This is a genomic window from Streptomyces sp. NBC_01451, from assembly GCF_036227485.1.
Lineage (GTDB): Bacteria > Actinomycetota > Actinomycetes > Streptomycetales > Streptomycetaceae > Streptomyces.
In genome coordinates, this window is the sequence record NZ_CP109479.1 from 8,004,613 (window position 1) to 8,029,499 (window position 24,887).

Consider the following 24,887-nt stretch of genomic DNA (forward strand, 5'->3'; position numbering starts at 1 on the left):
TGTGCTCCTTGGGCTGCGGACGGGTGGGTGGGGGTTTTCTCGCCCCCGCCGCCCCTACCCTTCCCGTCTCTGGGGGCTGCCGTCCCCAGACCCCCGCTTCGGCCCTGAAGGGGCCTCGTCCTCAAGCGCCGGACGGGCTGGATATTCAGCCTCTCCGGCGTTTGCGGAGCGGGGGTTCGGGGGCGGAGCCCCCGAGGACGGGACGGGCAGGGGCGGCGGGGGCGGGGAAGTGAACAGGTCGCGGGTCAGGGGGTCGGGGTCAGGACGATGAGGGCTGTGCCCGCCTCCACCTGTGCGCCCGGCCTGGTCAGGATCTCGTGGACCACTCCTGTGATCGGGGCGTGTATCCGTGACTCCATCTTCATCGCCTCCAGGGCAAGCAGCGGCTGGCCCGCTGTCACCTCGTCGCCCGGCGACACGTTCAACTGCCATACGGACGCGGCGAATTCGGCCTCGATCAGATGGCCGCCGGCCGGGACCGTCACCTCGGCGGCCGGCTCGGCGGGTGCCGTCGCCGCCTCCGCCCTCGTGAACTCGCCCGCAGCCTCCCACGCGTCCCGCTCCGTCGAGAAGGCCGCGCCCTGACGGGAGCGGAACTCCGCGATCGACTCGGCGTTCTCCGTCAGGAACTCCTCGTAGTCCGCCAGCGAGAAGACGCCCTCCTCGATGCGGGGGACGAAGCGGCCCGAGGTGATGTCGGCGCGCAGGTCGAGGAGTTCGTCGGGCTCGACGGCGTACCACTTGATGCGGTCGAAGAACCTCAGCAGCCACGGGGAGCCCGGCTCGAACGCGCCGCGCTGCTGCCAGCCCGACCACACCTGGGTCGTACGGCCGACGAACTGGTAGCCGCCGGGGCCCTCCATGCCGTAGACGCAGAGGTAGGCGCCGCCGATGCCCACCGAGTTCTCCGCGGTCCAGGTGCGGGCCGGGTTGTACTTCGTCGTCACCAGGCGGTGGCGGGGGTCGAGCGGGGTGGCCACCGGGGCGCCCAGGTAGACGTCTCCCAGGCCCAGTACGAGGTACTCCGCCTCGAAGACCGTGCGGTACACGTCGTCGACCGAGTCCAGACCGTTCACACGACGGATGAACTCGATGTTCCAGGGGCACCAGGGGGCGTCGTCGCGGACGCCCGCCATGTAGCGGGCGATGGCCTCGCGGGTCGCCGGGTCGTCCCAGGAAAGGGGGAGGTGGACCGTGCGGGAGGGGACCGTGAGGCGGTCCGCGGGCGGGAGCGCGGTCGCCGTCCGCCGTATGGCGGCCAGTAGTTCGGCCTGGGGGAGCAGGCTCGGGTCCGCCTGGATCTGGAGGGAGCGGATTCCCGGCGTCAGGTCCGTCACCCCGTGGAGGTCCAGCTCCGTCACCGCCTCCATCAGCGCGTGGACGCGCATCCGGAGCGCCAGGTCGAGCTGCATGGGCCCGAATTCGACCAGCAGGTTGTCGTCGCCGCTGCGGCGGTACGTGATGTCGCCGTCCCGGGCCAGTACGCCGCCGTCCACAATCGCCGCCCGCCGTACGCCCGTTGTGTCCACCGGTGCGAAGCGGACCGTGTCGCCGGGTCGTAGCTGGCCCAGTTTCCAGCGCTCGGTGCTGAGGACGGTCGCCGGGCACACGAAGCCGCCGAGCGAGGGGCCGTCCGGGCCCAGCAGGACCGGCATGTCACCCGTGTAGTCGACGGCGCCCACGGAGTACGGCGTGTCGTGGATGTTGGACGGGTGCAGGCCCGCCTCACCGCCGTCGGAGCGTGCCCAGCGGGGCTTGGGACCGACCAGTCGTACGCCGGTGCGGGCCGAGTTGAAGTGGACCTTCCAGTCGGCCGCGTAGAAGTCGTGGATGTCCTCCTCGGTGAAGAACTCCGGTGCCGCGTGGGGGCCTTCGACAGCGCCGATGTGCCAGGGGGACGCGAACTCCGGGCGCTCGGCGGGGGGAACCGGGGTCCCCGACTCCGTCATCGCCCCGCCGTGCAGGACGTCTCCCGTGCGCAGAGTCCGGCCCCCGTGGCCGCCGAACCTGCCCAGCGTGAAGGTGGCCGCGCTGCCGAGGAACGGCGGCACGTCCAGGCCGCCGCCCGCGAACAGCACGTACGTCCGCAGGCCCTGTTCCGCCGGGGCGCCGATCGCCAGTACGGCACCGGCGGATACCGTCACGGGCTCCCACTGGGCGACCGGCGTGCCGTCCAGTGTGACCGGCGCCGGGGCCCCGGTCACGCACACGGTCGTGGGATGCGTGAACCTCAACGACGGCCCCTGGAGGGTGCATTCGAGGCCGGGGGCGCCCTCGTCGTTGCCCAGGGCGCGGTTGCCGAGGCGGAACGAACGGTCGTCCATCGGGCCGCACGGAGGCACACCCACCTGCCAGTAGCCGGTCCGGCCCGGCCAGTCCTGGACCGTGGTGAGTGTCCCGCCGGAGACGACCTCGACGCGTGGAGTCGGGTCGCTCACCCCGGCGAGGGTCGCCGTCGAGTGCGTCGCCGCGCGGAAGTCGCGGTTCGCCAGTGCCGCCCGCACCAGCCCGAGGTTGGTCTCGATGCCGTCGACCCGGGTGCGGGCCAGCGCCTCGTCGAGGCGGCGCAGCGCGTGCTCCCGGTCGGCGCCGTACGCGATGACCTTCGCGAGCATCGGGTCGTACGACGTGGTCACCTCGGTGCCCGTCTCCACCCAGCCGTCGATCCGCACCCCGCCGGGGAACTCCACCCGCGTCAACAGGCCCGCGCTGGGCCGGTGTTCGCGCGAGGGGTCCTCGGCGTAGACGCGGGCCTCGACGGCGTGGCCTCGGGGGGTGCCCGGGTCCCGTACGACGTCCCGCTCGCCTCGGGCCAGGCGCAGCATCCAGGCGACGAGGTCGACGCCGTAGATCTCCTCCGTGACCGGATGCTCCACCTGGAGGCGGGTGTTGACCTCCAGGAAGTACGCCTCCTCGCGGGCGGCGTCGTACACGAACTCGACCGTTCCGGCGGAGCGGTAGCCGACCGAGGCACACAAGTCACGCGCGGAGGATGCCAGTTGAGCCCGGACGTGCGCGGGGATCCCGGGTGCCGGGGCCTCCTCCACCACCTTCTGGTTGCGGCGTTGGAGGGAGCAGTCGCGGTCGCCGAAGGTGACGACCCGGCCCTCGCCGTCGCCGAAGACCTGCACCTCGACATGGCGGGCGCGTTCGACGAGCCGTTCCAGGAAGACGCCGGCCGAGGAGAAGGAGGCCGCGGCGACGCGCTGCACCCGCTCCCAGGCGTCGGCGAGTTCGGCGGCCGAGGCACAGGCCGACATGCCGATGCCGCCGCCCCCGCCGGTCGCCTTGAGCATCACGGGGTAGCCGATGGCAGCGGCCTGTTCGTACGCCTCGTCGAGCGAGGCCAGCAGGCCGGTGCCGGGTGCGAGGGGCACGCCCGCCGCCTCGGCCGCCGCCCGGGCCGTGTGCTTCGCGCCGAACAGCTCCAGCTGCCCCGGCGTCGGCCCCACGAACACGATCCCGGCGTCCTCGCAGCGCCGCGCGAAGTCCGCGTCCTCGGACAGGAAGCCGTACCCGGGATGGATCGCACCGGCGCCCGTCTCCTTCGCCGCCGCCAGGACCAGGTCGGCGTCGAGGTACGACTCCTTCGCGGGCGCGGGGCCGAGCCGTACCGCCTCGTCGGCGAGCCGGACGTGCGGGGCGGAGCGGTCGGGGTCGGAGTAGACGGCGACCGTACGCAGGCCCAGCTCCCGTGCCGTACGGATGATGCGCACGGCGATCTCGCCCCGGTTGGCGACCAGTAGCGTGTCGAAGGTCATGCCGGGCCCGCCTCCGTGCCCGTCTCGGTGATGGTCATCTCCACCTCGGTCGGGTCGAAGCCGTTGCAGGGGTTGTTGATCTGGGGGCAGTTGGAGACCAGCACCAGGACGTCGCACTCCGCGCGGAGCGTGAGCGAGAGCCCCGGCGCCGAGAGGCCGTCGACGATGCCCAGCGTGCCGTCCTTCTCCACCGGCACGTTCATGTACCAGTTGATGTTGGAGACCAGGTCCCGTTTGCCCAGGCCGTGCCGGGCGCCCTCGGCGAGGAAGTTGTCCACGCACGCGTGCTGCGACCAGGTGTGGTGGCCGTACCGCAGGGTGTTCGACTCCTTGGAGCAGGCGCCGCCGACCGTGTCGTGGCGGCCGACGTCGTCGGCGGTCACGGTCATCAGGGGCGTGTGCTCGTTCGACATCAGGACACTGCCGGTGGTGAGGAAGACGCCGCCCTGCGCGTGGATCGTGTCGGGCGCGCTGTAGCGCACGGACGTGTCGTGGGCGTCGTACACCAGGAAGTCCACGGCCTGGTTGCCGTGCAGGTCGGTGATGGTCAGCGTCCCGCCGGCGCGGACGACGGACGACCAGGCGGCGCGGGCCGGAACGACGGTCTTCCGGACGATCGGTGTGGTGGTCATACGAGCCCCCTCGCGGCAAGGAATTCGGCGGTGTTCAGGAACGCGCGGCGGCCCTCGGGCGTGGCCTCCCACAGCGGGTCGCCGGGGGCGGTCGGCCCGGCGCGCCAGGCCAGCACCTCCAGCGGGGTGCTGACGTAGTCGTCGCGCGGGTCGGCGGGGTGCGGGACGTTCGCGATCAGCACCGTGACGTCCTGCTCGGCGCGCAGCGTCACACTGCCGCCCGGTCCGGCCGAGCCGGTGAAGTCGAGGGCGCCGTCCTCGCGTACCTCCACTCCCTGGAAGAAGGAGAGCGAGGGCGGCAGATCGCGCGGCTGGAGGCCGTTCTTGGCCGCGGCCAGCTTGAACAGTTCGCGGCCGGCGGGGGAGGGCGACTGCGGGGTGCCGTCGCCGTACCGGTCGGTGTTGCGTACGAGGGTCGAGGTGCCGCACAGCGCGTCGTGGCGCCCGGAGGTGTCGGTGACCAGCGAGGCGAGGACCCGGCCCTGGTCGGACAGGAGCAGCTGCCCCTCGCCGAGGTAGGCGTTCCACTGGACTTTGACCGTGTCCGCGACGTTCAGCCGCTCCCAGGGCCGGTCCGCGGCGAAGAGCAGCAGATGGGCGCAGGCGTCGCCGTGCAGGTCGGTCAGGCGCAGCTCGGTGCCGCGGGCCAGCACCCGGTGCGTGTAGTTGCCGCCCGCCACCGTCTCGGCCCACACCAGATGGCCCGCCGCGCAGGGCGGCGCGGGCCAGTCGGCGGCCGGGACGACGGGCATGGCCTCGGCCCGGGCGCCTTCCTGGGCGCGGGCGTGGTCGCGGGCTCCGTACGTGGTCGATGTCCCCATCGAGGGTCCTCCGGCTCCGAAGTCGTTCTGCTTCTCGTGCTGCTCGTCGTGCTGCTTCTCGCGGTGCTTGTGTGTGCCTGTGCCTGTGCTTGCGCCTGTCCTGCTGCTGAATTTCTGTCGCGCGACAGAAATTAGGCGGACGACGAGACACCGGAATTGCCCGGGTGTTGCCACCCGGTTACCGATTGCTCACCGAGATCATCGGACCGGGCGGTATGCGAGGATCGAACACATGGGAACGACGGGTGGGCCGGGCGGACGGCGGGTCGGTAGGCCGCGGGTCTCGCAGCGACCGGACAGCGGGCTGACCCCGCGGGCCGAACTGCTCACCGCGGCGGCCGAGTTGTTCACCACCCGCGGCTACGCGGCCACCACCACACGGACCATCGCCGAGCGGGCGGGGATGCGCCAGGCGTCCATCTACCACTACGTCTCCGGCAAGGAGGAGCTGCTCGCCGAGCTCCTGGAGTCCACCGTCACCCCCTCGTTGACCTACGCCCGTGGGCTGCTCGCCGACGACGCGGTCCCGGCCGAGAGCCGGCTGTGGGAGCTGTGCCGCGCCGACGTCGAGGTGCTCTGCGGCGGCCCGCACAATCTCGGCGGCCTCTACCTCCTCCCCGAGGTGCGCGCCGAACGCTTCGCCGGCTTCCACGCGGTGCGGGCCGAACTCAAGGACGCCTATCGCCAGTTGCTCGCCGCGACGGCCGCCGGGGGTGCGCTCGCCAAGAGCGAGCTGGACCTGCGGACGGATCTGCTCTTCGGGCTCATCGAGGGTGTCATCCTCGTGCACCGCTCCGACCCCGAGCGTCCGGTCTCCGTCTTCGCGGAAGCCACGGCGGACGCGGCGCTGCGCATCGCCGGTATCTGAGGGCCGCGGCGGCCTCCGGGACCTCCGCGGGCCCGTGTTCACCCGTCACGGTGAGTGGTGCTCGTACATCTGTGTGCCGTGACGCACTGTGTGCGATTGCATCCGCAGTGTGCAAATGGGTTGAGGGTACTCCACTTGCGAGGGGCATTTCAGAGCCTTGCCGAATATGACACGGCGTTGATCCGGTCGGACTAAGCTCGCCCGCAGCGCACCGAGTTGGTATGTATTCGTGCGCTTGTTCCCAAAAATACCGAAGATCCGGACAATTCCCAGACCTACCCCACAGCAAGCTCCCCCAACCCCAGTCGATTTGTCTCAGAGGGCATACATGGTGAGTGTTCAATCGCCTCCCGGTGGCCGTGAACTTCCCTACGCGCGCGTGCTGTTGCTACCTGCCATAGCGATGGCCGGGGCGACCGGAGCCGCCGCCGCCCTGGTCACGGGGCCGGCCCGCGCAGCCGTCGGCTGGTGCGGAGCCGTCGCCACGGTCCTGGTCGTCGCGGTCGCCGCCGAAGTGGTCCGCCGCGGCCGGACCGTCCGTACCCTGCGGGCCGAGCACGCCCGTCACACCGCGTATCTGGAGCGGCGTATCGCCGCCCACGACGAGGACTTCGACCGGCTCGGCAAGGAAGTCCTGCCGTACGCGCTCCGTCGGCTGCGCGGAGCCGGTTCACCCACAGAGGTGATTCGCCAATTCGGTCTGCCGGACTCCCCGTACCGCGAACTCCCGGTACCGCAGCGCAAGCTGCTGACCCAGGTCCTGGAGATCATCGACCGCGAGGAGGCCATGCGGGACGGCGCACAGCGTGCGTTCGTCAGCATCGCCCGGCGCGTTCAGGCGATCGTCCACCAGCAGGCCAACGAACTCCGGGAGATGGAGGAGGACCACGGCCGCAACCCCGAGGTCTTCGACGACCTCCTGCGCATCGACCACGGCACCGCGCTGATCGGCCGCCTCGCCGACTCCATCTCCGTGCTCGGCGGCGGCCGTCCCGGCCGCCAGTGGCCCCAGCCCGTCGCGCTGTACAGCGTGCTGCGCGGCGCGATGTCCCGGATCCTGGAATACCGCCGCATCGAGCTGGCGTCCATCGCGAAGGTCAACGTCGACGGCAACTCCGTCGAACCGCTCATCCACGCGGCGGCCGAACTCCTCGACAACGCCACGCGCTACTCGCCGCCCCACACCAAGGTGCACGTCACCGCGACCGAGGTGCAGACCGGCATCGCCATCGAGATCGAGGACGCCGGCGTCAGCCTCAGCGAAGAGGCCCGCAAGCGCGCCGAGGACATGATCGCCCGCGCCCAGGCCGGCTTCGACCTCAACGACCTCGGCGAGTCCCCGCGCCTCGGCATGGCGGTCGTGGGCCGCCTCTGTGAGACGTACCGGATGCAGATCTCCCTGCGGCAGTCCGCGTACGGCGGTGTCCGGGCGGTCCTGGTCGTGCCCTCCGAGATGCTCACCAGCGACCCCGCCCCCGGCCTCGCGCACGGCATCGGAGCAACCGCCGCACCAAAGATCGAACTCGGCGCGCTGGAAGGCCCCAAGCGACCGCCCAAGAAGCGCCGCCCCACGACCGGCCCGCGAATCCCGGCCTCCGTCTCCATGGAGGACGACATCCCGGAGGTCACCGAGTGGACCGAGAACGGTCTGCCGCAGCGCCGCAGCCGGGTCAAGACCCCGCTCAGCGAGCGGTACGCCCGGTCCAGGGCCGCCGAGGCCGAGATGGAGGCCGACCCGGAGCTCCGCAAACTGTGGGAGCCCGAGCCGCAGAAGAAGGAAGACGAACCCCTGCCGGGCCTGTGGGTCGAGGCGTTCATGGAGGGCCTCAAGGGCGACCCGGACCCCACTGCCTTCACCCGGAACCCCGACGACCCGACGACGTTCTCGGATCACCCCGACGACGCGGCCGACTTCACCGCGTTCCCGGCCGGCGGCTCCAGGGCCCTCGACGGCCACCCGGACGACCGGGCGGCCTTCGGCGGCCACCGGGAAGACCCGACCGCATCCAGCGCGACCAACCAGCAGCCGGCCCACGCCGAGGCCGACGACGAGGGGGACCTCAAGTGATCTCGCAGCGAGCCAACTTCGACTGGATGCTCAAGGAGCTCGCCGACGGCGTTCCGGGTATCCAGCAGATCGTGGTGCTCTCCGCCGACGGCCTGCGCATCGCCCGCTACGGCGGCGACCCCGACGCCGCCGACCGTGTCGCAGCCGCCTGCGCGGGTCTCCAGAGCCTCGCGGGAGCCGTCGCGCACGAGATCCCGGACAGCGACGGCACCATGCGGATGGTCATCATCGAGGTCAAGGGCGGCTACTTCTACCTGATGGCCGCCGGACCCAACGCCTATCTCGCGGTCCTCGCCAACGTGATCGCCGAGCCCGGCAACATGAGCAACCACATGCGCGACCTCGTGGTGCGGATCGGCGCCCACCTCACCAGTCCGCCCCGGCGGAACGGGCAGACCGTATGACTCCTCCGCAGCGCCGACGGCGCTACCCGGTCAAGCAGGAACCTCCGGCGGAGCCTCACTACGAGAGCCCCGCGGCCACCGAGGGCGCGGAGAACAAGGGCGGGAAGCGCAAGAACCCGGAACGGCTCTATGTGCTCACCGGCGCCACCCAGGGCGGCGAGCGAGCCTCCCTCGACCTCGTCACGTTAATCGTGGCGTGCGCCGAACCCCCGCCCGCCGCCGCGCCGGAGCAGGCGGCGCTGCTCCGCCTCTGCAAGGCACCACTGTCCGTGGCCGAGCTCTCGGCCTACCTCAACCTGCCGTTCAGCGTGGTGACCGTCCTGCTCACCGAGCTGCTGGCGGCCGAACTGGTCCAGGCGCGCGACCCGCTCATCAGCCAGTCGCTCGCCGACCGTTCCCTCCTCGAAGCGGTGATGCATGGACTTCAAAAGCTCTGACCCCATCACGGGTCCACGGACCGAGGACCGTCTGCCGCAGACCACCCAGGCCGCGGTGAAGATCGTCATCGTGGGCGGGTTCGGCGTCGGCAAGACGACCATGGTCGGCTCGGTCAGTGAGATCAGGCCTCTCACCACCGAAGAGACCATGACGCAGGCCGGCGTCGGCGTCGACGACAACTACGGCTCCGATTCCAAGACCGCCACCACCGTGGCCATGGACTTCGGCCGCATCAGCATCACCGACCAGCTGGTGCTGTACCTGTTCGGCACCCCGGGCCAGGAACGCTTCTGGTTCCTGTGGAACGGGCTGTTCGAAGGCGCCCTCGGCGCGGTCGTCCTGATCGACACCCGGCGCCTGGAAGTCAGCTTCGACGTCATAGGGCGCTTGGAGGAACGTGGCGTGCCCTTCGTCATCGCCGTCAACTCCTTCCCGGACGCGCCCCGTTACCCGATCGAGGATCTGCGTTCGGCCCTCGACCTGGCTCCGGAGATCCCCATCGTGGAGTGCGACGCACGCCGCAGGGCCTCCAGCCGCGACACGCTCATGACGCTGATGCGCTTCCTGCACTCGCTGGAGATGGCGAAGGCGTCCGTCTGAGCGCGGCAATTCACCACCGGCACACCATCAACTCTTCTGACACCGGATCCACTTCAGTTTCGGAGCGATCACTGTGACGCCTGAGCCACACTCCCCGACCGACACGGACGACACCGCCCTCAGCCCGCCCCCCGGCTGCCCGGCTCACGGCACCGGCCCCGGCGGGCTGCGCCGCCTGTACGGTCCCGAGGCCGAGGATCTGGGAGCCGTGTACGAGAAACTCAGGGCCGAGCACGGTGCGGTGGCCCCCGCGCTGCTTCACGAGGACGTGCCGATCTGGGTGGTGCTCGGGCACGGCGAGAACATGCACATGGTGCGGACCCCCTCGCACTACTGCAAGGACAGCCGGTTGTGGACTCCCATGCAGGACGGCACGGTCAAGCCCGACCACCCGCTCATGCCGCACTTCGCCCGGCAGCCCATCTGCTGCCACACCGAGGGCGAAGAGCACCTGAGGCTGCGCGGCGCGGTCACCGGCGCCATGTCGACCATCGACCACCGGGGCATCCGCCGCTACATCAACCGCTCGACCCAGCACCTCGTCAACCAGTTCTGCGAGGAGGGCAGCGCCGACCTGGTCAGCCAGTTCGCCGAGCACCTGCCGATGGCGGTGATGTGCGAGATCCTCGGCATGCCCGAGGAGTACGGCGACCGGATCGTGCAGGCCGCCCGCGACATGCTCAAAGGCACCGAGACCGCGATCGCGAGCAACCAGTACGTCATGGACGCCCTGATGCGGCTCACCGCCCGCCGCCGGGCCGAGCCCAGGGACGACTTCACCAGCCACCTCATCAACCACCCGGCGGGGCTCGACGACGAGGAGATCGGCCAGCACCTGCGGGTCGTCCTGATCGTCGCGTACGAGAGCACCGCCAACCTCCTCGCCAACGTGCTGCGGGAGGTGCTCACCAACCCGGGGTTCCGCGCTCGGCTCAACGGTGGCCAGATGACCGTGCCCGAGGCGGTCGAGCAGTCCCTGTGGGACGAGCCGCCGTTCAGCACCGTCTTCGCCTATATCGCCAAACAGGACACCGAGCTGGGCGGCCAGCGCATCCGCAAGGGCGACGGACTCCTCCTCGGCATGGCACCGGGCAACGTCGACCCGCGCGTCCGACCGGATCTCGAAGCGAACATGCAGGGCAACCGCTCCCACCTCGCGTTCAGCGGCGGCCCCCACGAGTGCCCGGGCCAGGACATCGGCCGCGCCATCGCCGACGTCGGTGTCGACGCGTTGCTGACCCGCGTTCCGGACATCCAACTCGCCTGCGGGGAGGACGAGTTGCGCTGGCGGTCGTCCGTTTCCACCCGGCACCTGGTGGAACTGCCGGTGAAGTTCGCGCCGAGGTCCCCGCAGGAGGTCATGGAGCGGCCCGTCGAGAAGCCGGTGCCGCCGCAGCGCCCGAACGACTGGCAGGTCGGTACGGAGCAGCCGCAGCCCACGGCTGCGGAACCCGCCGTCCCGGCCGCCGAGGCCACACCGGCACCGGTGCCCGAAACGGCCCGTCGGCCGGGGGTGTTCGGGCGCCTCCTGCGCTGGTGGCGCGGCGACTGAGCCGCCCGGGCACCGGTGCTATCCGGCCCACTCGTCGTACGACGACCAGGCCCCCAGCACACGCGGGCTGACGAACCGGTGCTCGCGTCCCGTGACCGGATCGGTGAACTCCAGGACCCGCGCCAGCAGTTGGAGCGGACTGCGGAAGTCGCCGGCCGCCACGGGACCGGTGACCTCCGGGTAGAGGGGATCGCCGAGGATCGGCACCCCCAACGCGCTCATGTGCACCCTCAGTTGGTGCGTCTGCCCGGTACCCGGCGTCAGCCGGTACCGGGCACGCCCGTACCCGTGCTCCAGCAACTCGACCCGGCTCACCGCATTGGGCTCGCCCTCGACCTCACGGGCCGCCAGGACCCCGCGCTCCTTGACGATCCGGCTGCGTACGGTGCGGGGCAGGACCAGCGCCGGATCGTACGGCGCGACGGCCTCGTACTCCTTCGCCACCCGCTTGTCCCGGAACAGCGACTGGTACGCGCCCCGTTCCTCGGGCCGCACGGTGAACAGCACCAGGCCGGCCGTCAGCCGGTCCAGCCGGTGTGCCGCGCCGAGAGCCGGGATGCCCAGCTCCCGCCGCAGCCGCGCCAGGGCCGTCTCGGCGACATGACCGCCGCGCGGGGTGGTGGCCAGAAAGTGCGGCTTGTCGGCCACCACCACGTGCTCGTCCCGGTACAGGACGTCCACCGCGAACGGCACCCGCTCCTCGTCGGGCAGTTCCCGGTGGAACCACACGAACATCCCCGGCGCGTACGCCATGTCCCGCGGCACCGCACGCCCGGTGACGTCCACGATCAGCCCCGCGTCGAGCATTCCGTCGACGACCCCGGTCCCGGCCGCGAGCCGTGCGACGAGGTGATCCCGCACGGTCGCCCACGCGTCCCCGGCCGGCAGCCGGACCCGCACGGGGTCCACCCCGTCGCGCTGCGGCAGGGGGGAGGGCGGGGGCGGGGTGCGGCGTCTCATCACGATCAAGCATATGAGGTGTGGTGTGCCGGCCCCGCTCTCGCACGGGCTCCCTGACCTGCTCCGGCCGTTCTACGCGACCGCTGTGGTCGGGGTGTGGCGGTCTCCGCAGTGCGGGCAGAGACCGGCGGCCGAGTGGCGCACCTCGGCCTTCGGGTGGTCATGGGTGGGACCGTGAGGCCCCGTCTTGGGGGTGGGGCGTCCCGCACGATGGTTGTGTCGCCCGGTCAGGGTGTGCCATTCGAGATTTCCCCGCATCCAGTGCCGCAGTCCGGCGAGGTAGCGGGTGAGTTCGGGCGAGGCGTGGCGCGCGACGTCGGGTTCCAGACGCAGATACGCGCACATGAGGCGGTCGTGGAGCTCGCCGGTCGCGCGCATGCTCTGTTCGAGAGGCCATCCGTGGCGTGCGGAGAGCACGGTGGGCAGGCTGTGGCTGCCGATGTCGGCGCTTTCCTTGGCGACCGAGTACAGATCGTTCACCAGCATGATCATCAGTGAGGCGGCGAGCGACAGCGACCGGACACCGGGCTCTTCCCAGTCACGGGCGGGCAGTTCGTAGCCGCCGGCGACGTCGATCAGCACCAGGCATGCCATGGCTCCGTTGTACTTGCGGTGAGCCAGGTATTCCGCGGGGTCGGGAACGTGCCCGGCGATACGCCACGAATTCTCCGCCGCCATCGCCAGGAACGTAGCGGTCGTCTCGTGGCGCAGACGGCCTATTTGCGCCGGTGTGCCCAGGCGCGTGATGTGTTCCGCGGTCTCGCGCAGCGCATGCGCCACCGGGTCACTGCCGACGAAGCCCTCGACCGAGGGGCAGTCGGGCAGCCGGGCACCGCTCTCCATCGCGGTCAGCGATCCCGCGAGGCGGGACGCGCTCATGGCGAGGCGGACGCCCTCGATCCCCTCGTCGCAGTAGTGATCGTCCGCGGCGAACAGGGCGGTCATGTTGCGGGCCACGAGCATCAGGTGATCGTGGTCGACCGCGTCAGGGTGCGTGAGCGCCGCGAACGTGCCGAACCGGTATCCGTTCAGCTCGCTCCGCTGCCCCGGGAAGAGATCGAGGCTCAACGCCCAGGCAACGATGTCCTCGTCCGCCCTGCGAGCCGCCGTCTCGTCGTACGTGACCGGAAAGGGGCACAACACACTCGGCACTGACAAATTCCGCGTGGAGGTGTCGCTATTCATACGTCTTATGGTGCGACCCGCAGGTGACTTTGGGGAATGGCTGGTTCTGGCCACAGTGGCAGCCATTCCCCAGCCCTTTCCCCTCGCAGCAGCACCGGTCGTCCCTGTCGCACCGGAATTCGTGCTGGATTCAGGCAGGGTGGCCGGTCTTGAGCGAGGCCGCGATTCCGACGACGGGCGGGTCCGTTGTTGAACCGTTCGTTGTGCCACCTCACCGGGCCGGCCCTCACCGGCCCGCACCGGCCGCCTGGAAGGCGCCGTGGGGATCGACTGACCGAAACTGGACGTCGGCCACGGCCCGGTCACCGGGGCCGGCCTCCAGGACGTGGACGACGCCGCCGCGACAACGGGTGCCGGGGTGCTCCGGCCTGCCGCATCGGTGGATCAGTCCAACGGGGCCGAGCGGACGCGCCGAGCACCCACGAGCCGGTACAGGAGCCCGCCCCCCACCGTGACCGCGAGGAACAGCACGGTGAACCACTGGAAGTACCAGTGCCCGCCCGCCGGGTCGTACACCGCGGCTCGGGGCCAGGCCAGGTTGACGGTCATGAAGAGGCCGTAGAGGAGGGCGAGGGCGTTGACGGGGATGCCCCAGCGGCCGAGGGAGAAGAGGGGCTTGCCGGTCTCGTCGGTGCCGTCGGCGGTGAAGGTGCCCTTCAGGCGCTGGATCAGGAGCGGGCCGGTCACCATCGCGTATGCCAGGTACAGCATCACGATGCAGGTGGTGCCGATGGCCAGGAAGGCTTCCGGCGAGGCGAAGTTGAGGAGGAGCAGGGCCGCCGCGAGGACGCCGACGATCAGGGCCGGGGCGCTCGGCATGCCCGTGCGCGGGTTGACCTTGGCGAGGCGGGCCGAGTACGGCAGTTGGCCGTCGCGGGCCATCGAGAACAGCATCCGGCAGGCCGCCGTCTGGATCGCGAGGGTCGCGACCGCGATGGCCACCACCACGTCGACCAGCAGGGCGCGGCCCACCCCGTCGCCGAGGCTGCTCGTCAGGACGTAGCTCAGGCCCTCGACGCCGAGCCGGCCGTCGGTGAGGCTCGGCGCGGCGAGCAGTCCGGCGAGGATGATCAGCCCGCCCAGCAGGCCCGCCGAGGCGAGCGCGGTGAGGATCGTGCGGGGCGCGGTGCGTCGGGGATTGTGCGTCTCCTCGCTCATCTCGCCCGCGCTGTCGAATCCGATCATCACGTACGCCGCCGTGAACGAGCCCACCAGCAGCGCCCCGGTCAGGCCGGACTCCAGTGCGGTACCCGTGTGGAAGGTGATGCCGGGAGTGCGCTCGGAGTGGGTGAACAGGAGGACGACGATCAGGACGGCGCCGATGATCTCGGCGGTCACACCGACCCGGTTGACCAGGGACATCACGCGGTTGTCCACGACGTTCACCAGGGTCGTCAGGGCCAGCAGGAGCACGCCGAGGATCGCCGCGTTGGCCGCGCCGCTCGCCGAGGTCGGGGCCGGGTCGTCGCCGACCAGCTGGAAGCCGGACCAGATGGCCGGCATGACGACCTGGAGCGCGAGCGCGGCAGCCGCGACCACCACGATCTGCCCGATCACCATGATCCAGCCGGCGAACCAGCCGAAGGTGAGGTTGGAGAGCCGGGACGACCACTGGTAGATCGCGCCGGAGATCGGGTAGCGCGCGGCCAGTTCCGCGAAGCACGCGGCGACCAGCAACTGGCCGATCAGCACGGCCGGCCAGGCCCAGAAGAAGACGGGGCCGCCGAACGCGTACCCGAAGGCGAAGAACTGGAAGACCGTCGTCAGGACGGAGATGAAGGAGAACCCGGCCGCGAAGGACGCGTACCGGCCGAGGCTGCGGTGCAGCTCCTGGCGGTAGCCGAACTCGGTCAGGGAGTGGTCGACGGACGGATCCGCCGGATCGGGGCGTACGTCGGAGGGAGCGGTCGTGGTCACGGCGGGACCTGCCTTCGGCGCGGTATTCCTGTCGGGTGACAGAAATTAGGGAGGCGCTGTTTCGCAGGGATGACGTGACCGTGTCGAGTCGGGACCCAAGTCCTCACGTACGGTTGGCGGCTCGTCGGCCGGGCCGCCTGACAGGGCTCGGCGGGGTCGTACCGGATCCGGCGACGTTCTCGCGCGGTGCCTTCAGGGCGCGGCGAAGGTGTGGTGCGGTGCCTTCAGGGCGCGGCGAAGGTGTGGTGCGGGGGGTGTGCTCGGTGGATCCTCGATCCCCGTCTGTTCCAGCGGGAACGTCAACCTGGCGCTGGGGGAGGGGAGTCGAGGGCCGCCCGGTCGCCCGGGCCGGGAAGACCCGCCCGGCCGGGGCGGTGTGCGGTCGGCCCGGCACCACGAGGGGCCGGGCCGGTGGGGCCGGGGCGGGTCGGGCCCGGCGGCTCGCGGAAAACGCGGAAAATCAGGAGGTCGCCGGTTCCGCGGACTCCTGCTCCGCCTCCACCTGTGCGTTCCAGTCGCGCTTGGACGCCTGCCAGCCGTCCTCGTTGTGGCCGAGGCGCCAGTAGCCGGAGATCGAGAGATCCTCGCGCGGGATCTCGCGCTCGACCCGCAGCAGTCGCCGCAGCTCCTTCACGAAGGCCGCCTCGCCGTGCACGAAGGCGTGGACGCGGCCCGCGGGGAACTCCAGGGCGCGGACGGCCTCGACAAGGGCCTCGCCGAGGGGCCGCTCGCCGCGGTGCAGCCAGCGGACCTCCACGTCGGAGTCGATCTTCTGCTCCTCCTCGGGGCCGGAGATCTCCACGAAGGCGTATGCCTTGGCGCCGTGGGGCAGCGCCTCCAGGGCGCAGGCGATCGCGGGCAGCGCGCTCTCGTCCCCGGCGAGCAGATGCCAGTCGGCGTCGGGGTCGGGGGCGTAGGCGCCGCCGGGGCCGCCGAAGACCACCGTCTCGCCCGGCTGGACGCGCATCGCCCAGGGGCCGGCCAGGCCCTCGTCGCCGTGCAGGACGAAGTCGAGGGTCAGCTCGCGCAGTTCGGGGTCCCAGGCGCGCACCGTGTAGGTACGGGAGACCGGCCACTGTTCGCGCGGGAACTCCTCGCGGATGCGCTGGATGTCGAAGGGCTGCGGATAGGTGACGCCCTCGGCCGGAAACTGCAGCTTCACGTAGTGGTCGGTGCGGGTGCCGGCCGAGAACTCGGCGAGGCCGTCGCCGCCCAGGACCACGCGCTGCATGTGCGGGGTCAGTCGCTCGGTACGGACGACCTGCGCGGAGTGGAGCTTCGGAGCCCTGCGTTCCGGGCGCTCTGCCATGACGGCCTCCCTGTTCCCTTGCTTAGGCTTACCTAAGTTAGCATCTCCCCCTGATTAAACCCTGTTACCCGAGGCGATTGATTTCGCAAAGATCCCTCAAAATGAGAGTGGCGTTCTCTGGACTCGGGTTGCCGTTCTCTCCGGGCAGGGCCTCGTGCCCGGTGGTGGGGCACGAGTGCATCGTGCCCCAGGGACGGTGAGCGGGCGCCTCAGTGTCCGAGTGTCGTGAGCAATCTCTCCAACGAACCCCCAAGTCCCCAGCGGGCAGCGAGCGCGTCGAGCGCCGCGGGGTCGCGAGGGGTGCGCGGCACCGCTGTGTCGACATCCGGCAGTGGTACGTCGCCGGCCACCAGGACGACCTTCGGCGCGACCTCGACGTACGGCCGTGACTCGTCGAGGCGCTTGCGCTGCGACGGGGTCAGCTTCGCCTTCGGATCGTCGACCGCGGCCATGATCCCGGCCAGGTCGCCGAACTCGGCCAGCAGCTTCGCTGCCGTCTTCTCGCCGATACCGGGCACACCGGGCAGTCCGTCGCTCGGGTCGCCCCGCAGCAGCGCGAGATCCGCGTACCCCCTTCCGGTGACCCCATACCTCTCGCGCAGCCAGGCCTCGTCGGTCAGCTGCAGCGAGCCCACGCCCTTGAGCGGGTACAGGACGCGCACTCCGCGCGCGTCGTCGACCAGCTGGTACAGGTCCCGGTCGCCGGTGACGATGTCGACGGGGCCCTCGGCGCGGCCGGTGAAGGTGCCGATCACATCGTCCGCCTCGTACCCCGCGACGCCCACGCGCGCGATGCCGAGCGCGTCCAGCACCGCCTCGATGACCGGCACCTGCGGCGACAGGGTGTCCGGCACCTCCTCCTCGTCCGGTCCCGTCTCGCGTTCCTCGGCGACGCGGTGGGCCTTGTACGAGGGGATCAGGTCGACCCGCCACTGGGGACGCCAGTCCGCGTCCATGCACGCCACCAGGAGGTCCGGCCGGTGGTCCTTGACCAGTCGGTCGATGAATTCGAGCAGCCCGCGCACGGCGTTCACCGGCGTGCCGTCCGGAGCCTTCACGGACTCCGGGACGCCGAAATAGGCGCGGAAATAGAGCGAGGCGGTGTCGAGGAGCATCAGTCGTCCGGTCACGCCCCGCATCATGCCGTACGCCACCGACAGTCACCCCGCGCGCCACTTTCCGGCACCCCCGGAGGTCCCGTCCCCACGCCTGACGTTGCCTGTGCGAAGACTTGTGAACTGGCCCACTCCTTCGTTTGCCCATGTCGGGCATGGGCAGGTGCGGCCACTGGCAGACACGGTTGTTCGCGCAACCGCCGTAGAGCGAAGAGCGCGGCCGAAGTGACACGACGAAGTGACACGACCGAAGAGCACGACTGACGTACACGACCGAGGGGCACCCTTGTCATCCAGGCTTGAGGCCGAGCATCTGTACAAGGTGTTCGGCAGACGACCCGGCGACGCGGTCACCCGGCTCGAAGCGGGAGCCGGCCGCGACGCACTGCGCGACGACGGCACCACAGCCGCCGTCATCGACGCTTCCTTCACCGTGGCACCCGGCGAGATCTTCGTCGTCATGGGCCTGTCCGGCTCCGGCAAGTCGACGCTGCTGCGCATGCTCAACGGCCTGCTGGAACCCACGGCCGGACACGTCCGCTTCGACGGCCGGGACCTGACAGCGCTCGGCGACCGCGAACTGCGCGCGCTGCGGGCGAACAGGATCAGCATGGTCTTCCAGCACTTCGCGCTCTTCCCGCACCGCAGCGTCCGCGAGAACGCGGCCTACGGCCTGTCCGTGCAGGGCGTGCCCCGCGCCGAGCGCGAGCGCCGCGCCGACGAGGCGCTCGCCCTGTGCGGTCTGGCCGGCTGGGAGGACTCGTGGCCCGACGAGCTGTCCGGCGGCATGCAGCAGCGCGTGGGCCTGGCCCGGGCACTCGCCACCGACGCCGACCTGCTGCTCATGGACGAGTCGTTCAGCGCGCTCGACCCGCTGATCCGCCGTGACATGCAGGACCAGCTGCTGGAACTCCAGAAGACCCTCAAGAAGACCATCGTGTTCATCACCCACGACCTCAACGAGGCCATGCGCCTGGGTGACCGCATCGCCGTCATGCGCGACGGCCGCATCGTCCAGACCGGCACCGCGGAGGACATCCTCGTCCGCCCCGCCGACGACTACGTCGCCTCCTTCACCAAGGACGTCGACCGCTCCCGCGTGCTCACCGCGCGCGCCGTCATGGACCCGGACACCCGCGGCGACGAGGCCGACTGCGACTGCCCGACGGCGACGCCCGACACGCCGTTCACCGAACTCTGCGCGCTGAGCGCCCGGCTGTCCCACCCGGTCGCGGTGCTCACCGGGGACGGCGAACTGGTCGGTGTCGTACGGCGACAGCGCCTCGTCGGCTTCCTGGGCGACCGGCAGGGCGCCCCCGAGCCCTGCGACAGCCCGGATGTCCCGGACCGTGCGGCCCTGACCGAGGGGAAGGTGACCGCCCGTGCCTAGGTTCCGGCTCGGCGACCGGGTCGACGACGGCGTCAGCTGGCTCGTCGACCACATGTCCTGGCTCTTCGACGCGATCAAGATGGTCGTGGAGGGCCTGTACGACGGCATCAACGCCGTGCTCACCGCCCCCGAGCCCCTCCTCCTGGCAGGCATCCTCGCGGTGGCCGCCTGGTGGCTGCGCGGCCTGGTCGCGGGCGTGCTCGCCTTCGCCGGATTCGCGCTCGTCGACTCCATGGCCCTGTGGGACAAGGCCATGTCGACGCTCGCCCTGGTGCTCGTCGCCACCCTGATCGCCCTGGTGATCTCGATCCCGCTGGGCATCTGGGCGGCCCGCTCCAGGACGGTCAGCGCCGTCGCACGGCCCGTCCTGGACCTGCTCCAGACGATGCCGTCGATGGTGCTGCTGATCCCGGCGATCCTGTTCTTCGGCATGGGCGTCCCGGCGGGCGTCGTCGCCACCCTGATCTTCGCCCTCGCGCCCGGCGTACGCATGACCGAGCTCGGTATCCGGCAGGTCGACGCCGAACTCGTCGAGGCCGCCGAGGCGTTCGGCACCCCGCCCCGCGACACCCTGCTGCGCGTGCAGTTGCCGCTCGCTCTCCCGACGATCATGGCGGGCGTCAACCAGGTCATCATGCTCGGCCTGTCCATGGTCGTCATCGCCGGCATGGTCGGCACCGGCGGGCTCGGCGGCGCCGTCAACGAGGCCATCGGCCAGCTCGACATCGGCCTCGGCTTCGAGGCGGGTCTCGGCATCGTCGTCCTCGCCGTCTACCTCGACCGGATGACCGGCGCGCTCGGCGCCCAGATCTCCCCGCTGGGCCGCCGCGCCGCCGCCAAGGCCCGTACCGCGGGCACCCCGAAGCTCTGGAACCACCGCCCCAGCCCGGTCCTCGCGCTCGCCGGTGTGCTCGTCCTGGCGCTCGTCGCGGGCGGCCTCGGCGTCTTCGGTTCCTCCGCGCAGGACAGCCGGGTCACCGGAGCGGACGTGGGCCGGGGCAAGAAGGTCACCATCGGCTACATCCCCTGGGACGAGGGCATCGCCACCACGTTCCTGTGGAAGGAGCTCCTGGAGGAGCGCGGCTTCGACGTCACCACCACCCAGTACGCGGCCGGCCCGCTGTACACGGGTCTGGCCACCGGCCAGATCGACTTCCAGACGGACGCTTGGCTGCCCGTCACCCACGCCGAGTACTGGAAGAAGTACGGCGACCGGCTGGAGGACCTGGGCAAGTGGTACGGCCCCACCTCGCTGGAGCTGGCCGTCCCCTCGTACGTGAAGGGTGTCGACTCGCTCGCCGACCTCAAGGGACAGTCGTCGAAGTTCAAGGGCCGGATCGTCGGCATCGAACCGAGCGCCGGGATGATGGGCCTCCTCAAGGACAAGGTCCTGGGCGAGTACGGCCTCGGCGGCGAGTACGAGGTCGTCGACGGCTCCACCCCGGCCATGCTCGCCGAACTCAAGCGCGCGTACGCCAAGAAGGAACCGATCGCCGTCACCCTCTGGTCGCCGCACTGGGCGTACAGCGACTACGACCTGAAGAAGCTCAAGGACCCCAAGGGCGCCTGGGGCAAGGGCGACGGTGTGCACACGCTCGCCCGAGAGGGCTTCGCCGACGACAACCCCGAGGTCGGCGGCTGGCTGAAGAAGTTCTCCATGACGGAGAAACAGCTCACCGGTCTGGAGGCGCGCATCCAGCAGGCGGGCAAGGGCGGGGAGCAGGACGCCGTCCGTGCCTGGCTCAAGGCGAACCCCGGGCTCGCCGAAAAATGGGCACCGGTCGGCGATTCCGAGGGGAAGAGCGGTGCGAAAGGGGTATCGAACAGCTGAGGGAGCCGCTCAGGAGGGGTGGGTCGAGCCGGGAGGCACGCGCGTGCGCGGGTGCCTCCGGTGCGGCCCACCCCTCGCGGCGTTCCCGGACGGACACGTTCCGCGGGCGACAGGGATCCGGCCAACCACGGAGCGCTAGGCCATCACCTTGGCTCGGTCGCCCCATGGTGCGGTCCCGCTGGTCAGGTCCGCCGCCCGCGCGCGTGGAGGGGCGTCACGAAGGGCTTCGCGGCCCATCCGCTGGCGCGAACTGTGAGGGTCGCACCCGGCTCGGGGGGACACCGATGTGACGGGCGCGTGAAACGGTTTGACGAACATGCGTAGGGTGCAAGGAAGTCATCAGGGAACGCGTCGTGCATGGTTCGGAGACGATCCGGCGAACAGCCACCGAACACGCGGCGCGATGCGCTGTGATGGGACGTACGCCACCGGGACGCGACGACGAGCCGAGGAGGGAGCCGGAGCTATGGGCGACCACAAAGAACAGCCCCTGCGGGTGGGCGCGGCCGTCCGGCGCCGCCGCCGGGCGCTGGAACTCACCCTCGCCGTCGTGGCCGAGCGCAGCGGCCTGTCGGTGCCCTTCCTGAGCCAGATCGAGAACGAGCGGGCGCGGCCCAGCCGCGGCTCCCTGGAGAAGGTCGCCGACGCCCTGCGCACCACCGCGGTCGAACTCCTCGCGGCGGCCGACCCGGCGTGCAGCGTCGACGTCGTCCGCGCGGACGCCCTCGAACCCGCCCCCGACGAGCCCCTGGTGCGCTCCCTCGTGCGCGGCCACCAGCAGCTGCACGCCATGGAGTTCACCGGGGACCACGACGCCGGCCGCGAATTCCAGCACCGCAACGACGAGTTGATGTACGTCGCGGACGGAGCCGTCGAGATCGAGGCGGAGGGCCGCGCACACCGGCTCGGCCGCGGCGACACGCTGTACCTGACGGGCGGCGTGCGGCACCGCTGGCGGGCGACCGTCCCGGACACCCGGGTGATCGTGGTGGCGGTGGCGGAACACATCGAGGCGGTGCAGGACGGGCGGCGCTGAGATGCCCGGTCGGCCATGAGGGTGATCTCGCTGGTGCCGTCCCTGACGGAGGCGGTCGCGGTCACGGTGCCCGGTGTTCTCGTCGGGGCCACGGACTGGTGCAGCCACCCGGCCGACCTCGGCGCCGACGTCGTACGCGTCGGGGGCACCAAGAACCCCGAGGTCGGGCGGATCGTCGAACTCGCCCCTGATCTCGTCGTCGCCAACGAGGAGGAGAACCGCGAACCCGACCTCGCCGCCCTGCGCGCGGCGGGCGTCGAGGTGCTGCTCACCGAAGTGCGGAACGTGCCGCAGGCGTTCAGGGAACTGGAGCGGGTGGTGACGGCGTGCGGCGCCGGATCGCGCCCCCGGTGGCTGGACGACGCGGAGAAGGCGTGGTCGGCGCCGGAGCGCTGGTGGGGGACGGCCGCCGACGGTCGCACGACCGCTGTCGTGCCGATCTGGCGGCGCCCCTGGATGGTGCTCGGGCGGGACACCTTCGCCGGTGACGTGCTGGCGCGGCTGGGCGTCGACAACGCGTACGCGGGCCACGCCGAACGCTATCCGCGCGTACCGGTCGAGGAACTGCGGGCCGCCGCGCGCACCGGGATGGTCGTCCTGCCCGACGAGCCGTACCGCTTCACCGCCGAGGACGGTCCGGAGGCGTTCGAGGGGCTGCCCTGCGCGCTCGTCAGCGGACGCCACCTCACCTGGTACGGGCCGTCACTGGGCGAGGCGCCACGGGTGCTGGGCGAGGCCCTGCGAGCAGCTCACCGCTGACCAGGCCCCGGACGGTACGGCTGGCGGCGCCGGCCCAGGCGGATACGAGCAGCGCGTACAGGGCGACGGCGAGGACGTCGAAGGCGGCGAGCCCGGTGTGCCGGCCGAGACTCTCCGCGCCGGTGACGCAGGTGCCCACCGGGAAGGTGAAGGCCCACCACGTCATCGTGAAACCCATGCCCCGGCGCCGGGCGCGCAGCACCAGCGCACCGGCGAGGGCGAGCCACAGCAGAGCGAAGCCCATGACGGGAACGCCGTAGAGGACGGCGGCGGCAGCGGCGACGGCGTGCGGGAGGTGTACGACGTCGGGGGCGAGGTCGGCGAAGTTGCCGGCGGCGGTGGTGGACTGGCCGAGCGGGCCCAGGACCAGGAACAGGGTCGGAGTGAGGGCGAGCGGGAGCGAACCCGTCGTGACGAGGCGCGCGAAGACGACCGGCAGCATCACGAGGGTCGCGAGCAGACTCAGGCCGAACATGGCCAGGCAGGCGAACAGCAGCGTCTGCCGCCCCTGCCCGGGCGGGAGACGGGCGGCGAGAAGCGGGCCGAGTGCCGCGGACACCATGGGCGCGACGACGGGGAGCAGCCATACGGGGCTGGGCGTGGCGCGGCGTACGACCAGCAGGTACGGCACGGCGACGGCGGCGGCGAGTCCGACGACCGTCCCGGCGGTGAACAGGACCGCGTCCAGGGCGAGGGCGGCCGGGAGGCCGATCCAGTCCCGGCCGACGACGAGAGCGCCGCCGCCGACGGCCGTCAGGGCCATGGCGAGGCAGCCGTAGAAGGGTGCCGTCGCCGGGTCGAGGAGGTGGGCGCGGGCCTGGTCGCGGTGGTGGGCCCAGTGCAGGGCGCGGGCGCCGAGCAGCGCGAGGAGGAGGGCCAGGGAGAGGGCCCACACGGCCGTGCAGACGGTACGCGGTCCGGGGATGCCGTCCGCGCCGGGGAGACCGGCACCCGCGGTGCCCACGATGGCGGTGCCCATGACGGGGGCGTACCAGTTGGGGCCGAGACGGCGGAGGCCGCGAGGGGAGAAGCGGGCCCGGGGCCGGGAACGGGGGAGAGGGCGGGTGAGGGCGCGGGCGGGTGCTGCGGTGGCCATGTCCTTACCGTCGCGCGGGGTGAGGACGGTCACCAGGGGGTTCCGGTGAATGAGGGCATAAGCTGGATCTATGGGTGATGCGGAGGGCAGGGCCGTGCAGTCGTCGGGGGTCGCGCGACGGGTTCCGGACCTCGGGGCGATGGAGCTGCTGCTGGCCGTGGCGCGGCTGGGGAGTCTCGGACGGGCGGCGCAGGAACTGGGCGTCACCCAGCCGGCCGCCAGCAGCCGCATCCGGTCGATGGAACGCCAGCTGGGTGTGGCCCTCGTGGACCGCTCGCCGCGCGGGTCCCGGCTGACGGACGCCGGTGTGCTCGTCACCGACTGGGCCCGGCGGGTCGTGGAGGCGGCGGAGGCCTTCGACGCCGGGGCGCAGGCCCTGCGTACGCGGCGCGACTCCCGGCTGCGGGTGGCGGCCAGCATGACCATCGCCGAGTACCTGCTCCCGGGCTGGCTCCTGGCGCTGCGCGCGCTCCGGCCTGAGACCGCGGTGTCGCTGCTCGCGGGGAACTCGGCGGCGGTGGCCGAACGCGTCCTGTCGGACGAGGCCGACCTCGGCTTCGTGGAGGGGACGGGCGTACCGAGCGGGCTGGACTCGGTGGTCGTCGCGAAGGACCGGCTGATCGTGGTGACGGCGCCGGGGCACCCGTGGGCGCGGCGGCGGAAGCCGGTGGGGGCCGAGGAGTTGGCGGTGACGCCGTTGATCCTCCGGGAGGAGGGGTCGGGGACGCGGCAGGTGCTGAACACCGCGCTGGGCGGGCTGGCGCGTCCGCTGATCGAGCTGTCGTCGACGACCGCGGTGAAGGCGTCGGCGGTGGGTGGGGCGGGGCCCGCGGTGCTGAGCGAACTGGCGGTGGGGGAGGAGTTGTCGACGCGGCGGCTGGTGTGTGTGCCGTTGGACGGGGTGCGGCTGGATCGGGAGCTGCGGGCGGTGTGGCCGACGGGGCATCGGCCGGTGGGGCCGGCGCGGGAGCTGTTGGGGTTGACGCGGGGGTGAGGGGTGGGTGGGCGGTGAGGGTTTCGCCCCCGCCGCCCCTACCCGTCCCATCCGGTTCCTGGGGGCTGCGCCCCCAGACCCCCGCTGTCGGCCCTGAACGGGCCTTGTCCTCAAACTCCCCCAGAGGGGGGACCCCCAGACGGGCTGGATA

At 71.4% G+C, this 24,887-nt stretch carries 20 protein-coding genes and 1 pseudogene; 12 read left to right on the top strand and 9 right to left on the bottom strand.

Annotation, left to right across the window (positions count from 1 at the left end):
• Window positions 1-185, top strand: a pseudogene (locus OG595_RS45470) (cobyrinate a,c-diamide synthase); the annotation flags it as partial.
• 60 nt (window positions 186-245) lie between these two features.
• On the opposite strand, the gene OG595_RS35150 reads toward OG595_RS45470, so the two are convergent.
• From OG595_RS35150 to OG595_RS35160, 3 genes are read right to left on the bottom strand one after another with little or no spacing between them, the layout of a single operon-like run.
• Window positions 246-3,761: a 5-oxoprolinase/urea amidolyase family protein gene (locus OG595_RS35150; RefSeq protein ID WP_329279199.1), complete on the bottom strand. Its 3,516-nt coding sequence runs from the start codon at window positions 3,759-3,761 to the stop codon at window positions 246-248.
• A complete protein-coding gene (locus tag OG595_RS35155; RefSeq protein WP_329279202.1) occupies window positions 3,758-4,393 on the bottom strand; it encodes an urea amidolyase associated protein UAAP2 in 636 nt (211 codons plus the stop codon). Before OG595_RS35155 ends, OG595_RS35150 begins: the two co-directional genes overlap by 4 nt.
• On the bottom strand, window positions 4,390-5,214 hold the full coding sequence (locus OG595_RS35160) for an urea amidolyase associated protein UAAP1 (RefSeq protein ID WP_329279204.1): 825 nt from the start codon (window positions 5,212-5,214) through the stop codon (window positions 4,390-4,392). Before OG595_RS35160 ends, OG595_RS35155 begins: the two co-directional genes overlap by 4 nt.
• Window positions 5,215-5,446: 232 nt before the next feature.
• Between OG595_RS35160 and OG595_RS35165 the strand changes: the two genes are divergently transcribed.
• The 6 genes from OG595_RS35165 to OG595_RS35190 all read left to right on the top strand — a co-directional run bounded on the left by OG595_RS35165 (window position 5,447) and on the right by OG595_RS35190 (window position 11,144).
• Window positions 5,447-6,082, top strand: a complete 636-nt coding sequence (locus OG595_RS35165; protein WP_329279206.1) for a TetR/AcrR family transcriptional regulator — start codon at window positions 5,447-5,449, stop codon at window positions 6,080-6,082.
• A gap of 328 nt (window positions 6,083-6,410) precedes the next feature.
• Window positions 6,411-8,150 (top strand): sensor histidine kinase, encoded by a 1,740-nt coding sequence (locus OG595_RS35170; RefSeq protein ID WP_329279208.1) that lies wholly within the window; start codon window positions 6,411-6,413, stop codon window positions 8,148-8,150.
• On the top strand, window positions 8,147-8,554 hold the full coding sequence (locus OG595_RS35175) for a roadblock/LC7 domain-containing protein (RefSeq protein WP_164320580.1): 408 nt from the start codon (window positions 8,147-8,149) through the stop codon (window positions 8,552-8,554). The genes OG595_RS35170 and OG595_RS35175 overlap by 4 nt, the downstream gene beginning before the upstream one ends.
• Window positions 8,551-8,991 (top strand): DUF742 domain-containing protein, encoded by a 441-nt coding sequence (locus OG595_RS35180; protein ID WP_329279210.1) that lies wholly within the window; start codon window positions 8,551-8,553, stop codon window positions 8,989-8,991. Before OG595_RS35175 ends, OG595_RS35180 begins: the two co-directional genes overlap by 4 nt.
• The gene (locus OG595_RS35185; RefSeq protein ID WP_329279212.1) at window positions 8,972-9,592 is read left to right on the top strand and encodes a GTP-binding protein; all 621 of its coding nucleotides are present in this window, start codon (window positions 8,972-8,974) and stop codon (window positions 9,590-9,592) included. Before OG595_RS35180 ends, OG595_RS35185 begins: the two co-directional genes overlap by 20 nt.
• Window positions 9,593-9,665: 73 nt before the next feature.
• Complete coding sequence (locus OG595_RS35190; protein ID WP_329279214.1) at window positions 9,666-11,144, top strand: cytochrome P450; 1,479 nt, start codon at window positions 9,666-9,668, stop codon at window positions 11,142-11,144.
• An 18-nt stretch (window positions 11,145-11,162) separates the two neighbouring features.
• Here the strand turns inward: OG595_RS35190 and OG595_RS35195 are convergent, their stop codons facing one another.
• The 5 genes from OG595_RS35195 to OG595_RS35215 all read right to left on the bottom strand — a co-directional run bounded on the left by OG595_RS35195 (window position 11,163) and on the right by OG595_RS35215 (window position 17,654).
• Entirely contained in the window at window positions 11,163-12,104 is a 942-nt protein-coding gene (locus tag OG595_RS35195; RefSeq protein WP_329279216.1) for an RluA family pseudouridine synthase, read from the bottom strand.
• Between the two features lie 72 nt (window positions 12,105-12,176).
• Window positions 12,177-13,256 (bottom strand): terpene synthase family protein, encoded by a 1,080-nt coding sequence (locus tag OG595_RS35200; RefSeq protein ID WP_329279218.1) that lies wholly within the window; start codon window positions 13,254-13,256, stop codon window positions 12,177-12,179.
• A gap of 417 nt (window positions 13,257-13,673) precedes the next feature.
• Window positions 13,674-15,206 carry an amino acid permease gene (locus OG595_RS35205; protein WP_329279219.1) on the bottom strand — a complete coding sequence of 511 codons (1,533 nt, stop codon included), beginning with the start codon at window positions 15,204-15,206 and terminating at the stop codon, window positions 13,674-13,676.
• Window positions 15,207-15,666: 460 nt separating this feature from the next.
• Window positions 15,667-16,515 (bottom strand): siderophore-interacting protein, encoded by an 849-nt coding sequence (locus tag OG595_RS35210; RefSeq protein ID WP_329279221.1) that lies wholly within the window; start codon window positions 16,513-16,515, stop codon window positions 15,667-15,669.
• A 209-nt stretch (window positions 16,516-16,724) separates the two neighbouring features.
• Entirely contained in the window at window positions 16,725-17,654 is a 930-nt protein-coding gene (locus OG595_RS35215; protein ID WP_329283457.1) for a 5'-3' exonuclease, read from the bottom strand.
• Window positions 17,655-17,916: 262 nt separating this feature from the next.
• Here OG595_RS35215 and OG595_RS35220 point away from each other — a divergent pair, with 262 nt between their 5' ends.
• From OG595_RS35220 to OG595_RS35235, 4 genes are all read left to right on the top strand, one after another.
• On the top strand, window positions 17,917-19,020 hold the full coding sequence (locus OG595_RS35220; protein WP_329279223.1) for a quaternary amine ABC transporter ATP-binding protein: 1,104 nt from the start codon (window positions 17,917-17,919) through the stop codon (window positions 19,018-19,020).
• Window positions 19,013-20,851, top strand: a complete 1,839-nt coding sequence (locus OG595_RS35225) for an ABC transporter permease/substrate binding protein (RefSeq protein WP_329279224.1) — start codon at window positions 19,013-19,015, stop codon at window positions 20,849-20,851. Before OG595_RS35220 ends, OG595_RS35225 begins: the two co-directional genes overlap by 8 nt.
• Window positions 20,852-21,317: 466 nt before the next feature.
• Window positions 21,318-21,887 (top strand): helix-turn-helix domain-containing protein, encoded by a 570-nt coding sequence (locus tag OG595_RS35230; protein ID WP_329279226.1) that lies wholly within the window; start codon window positions 21,318-21,320, stop codon window positions 21,885-21,887.
• Between the two features lie 15 nt (window positions 21,888-21,902).
• Window positions 21,903-22,646 carry a helical backbone metal receptor gene (locus OG595_RS35235; RefSeq protein ID WP_329279228.1) on the top strand — a complete coding sequence of 248 codons (744 nt, stop codon included), beginning with the start codon at window positions 21,903-21,905 and terminating at the stop codon, window positions 22,644-22,646.
• Here OG595_RS35235 and OG595_RS35240 read toward each other — a convergent pair.
• On the bottom strand, window positions 22,573-23,742 hold the full coding sequence (locus OG595_RS35240; RefSeq protein ID WP_329279229.1) for a TDT family transporter: 1,170 nt from the start codon (window positions 23,740-23,742) through the stop codon (window positions 22,573-22,575). The two genes, OG595_RS35235 and OG595_RS35240, sit on opposite strands and share 74 nt — an antisense overlap.
• 70 nt (window positions 23,743-23,812) lie before the next feature.
• Here OG595_RS35240 and OG595_RS35245 point away from each other — a divergent pair, with 70 nt between their 5' ends.
• The gene (locus OG595_RS35245) at window positions 23,813-24,736 is read left to right on the top strand and encodes a LysR family transcriptional regulator (protein WP_329279230.1); all 924 of its coding nucleotides are present in this window, start codon (window positions 23,813-23,815) and stop codon (window positions 24,734-24,736) included.
• Window positions 24,737-24,887: the final 151 nt, after the last annotated feature.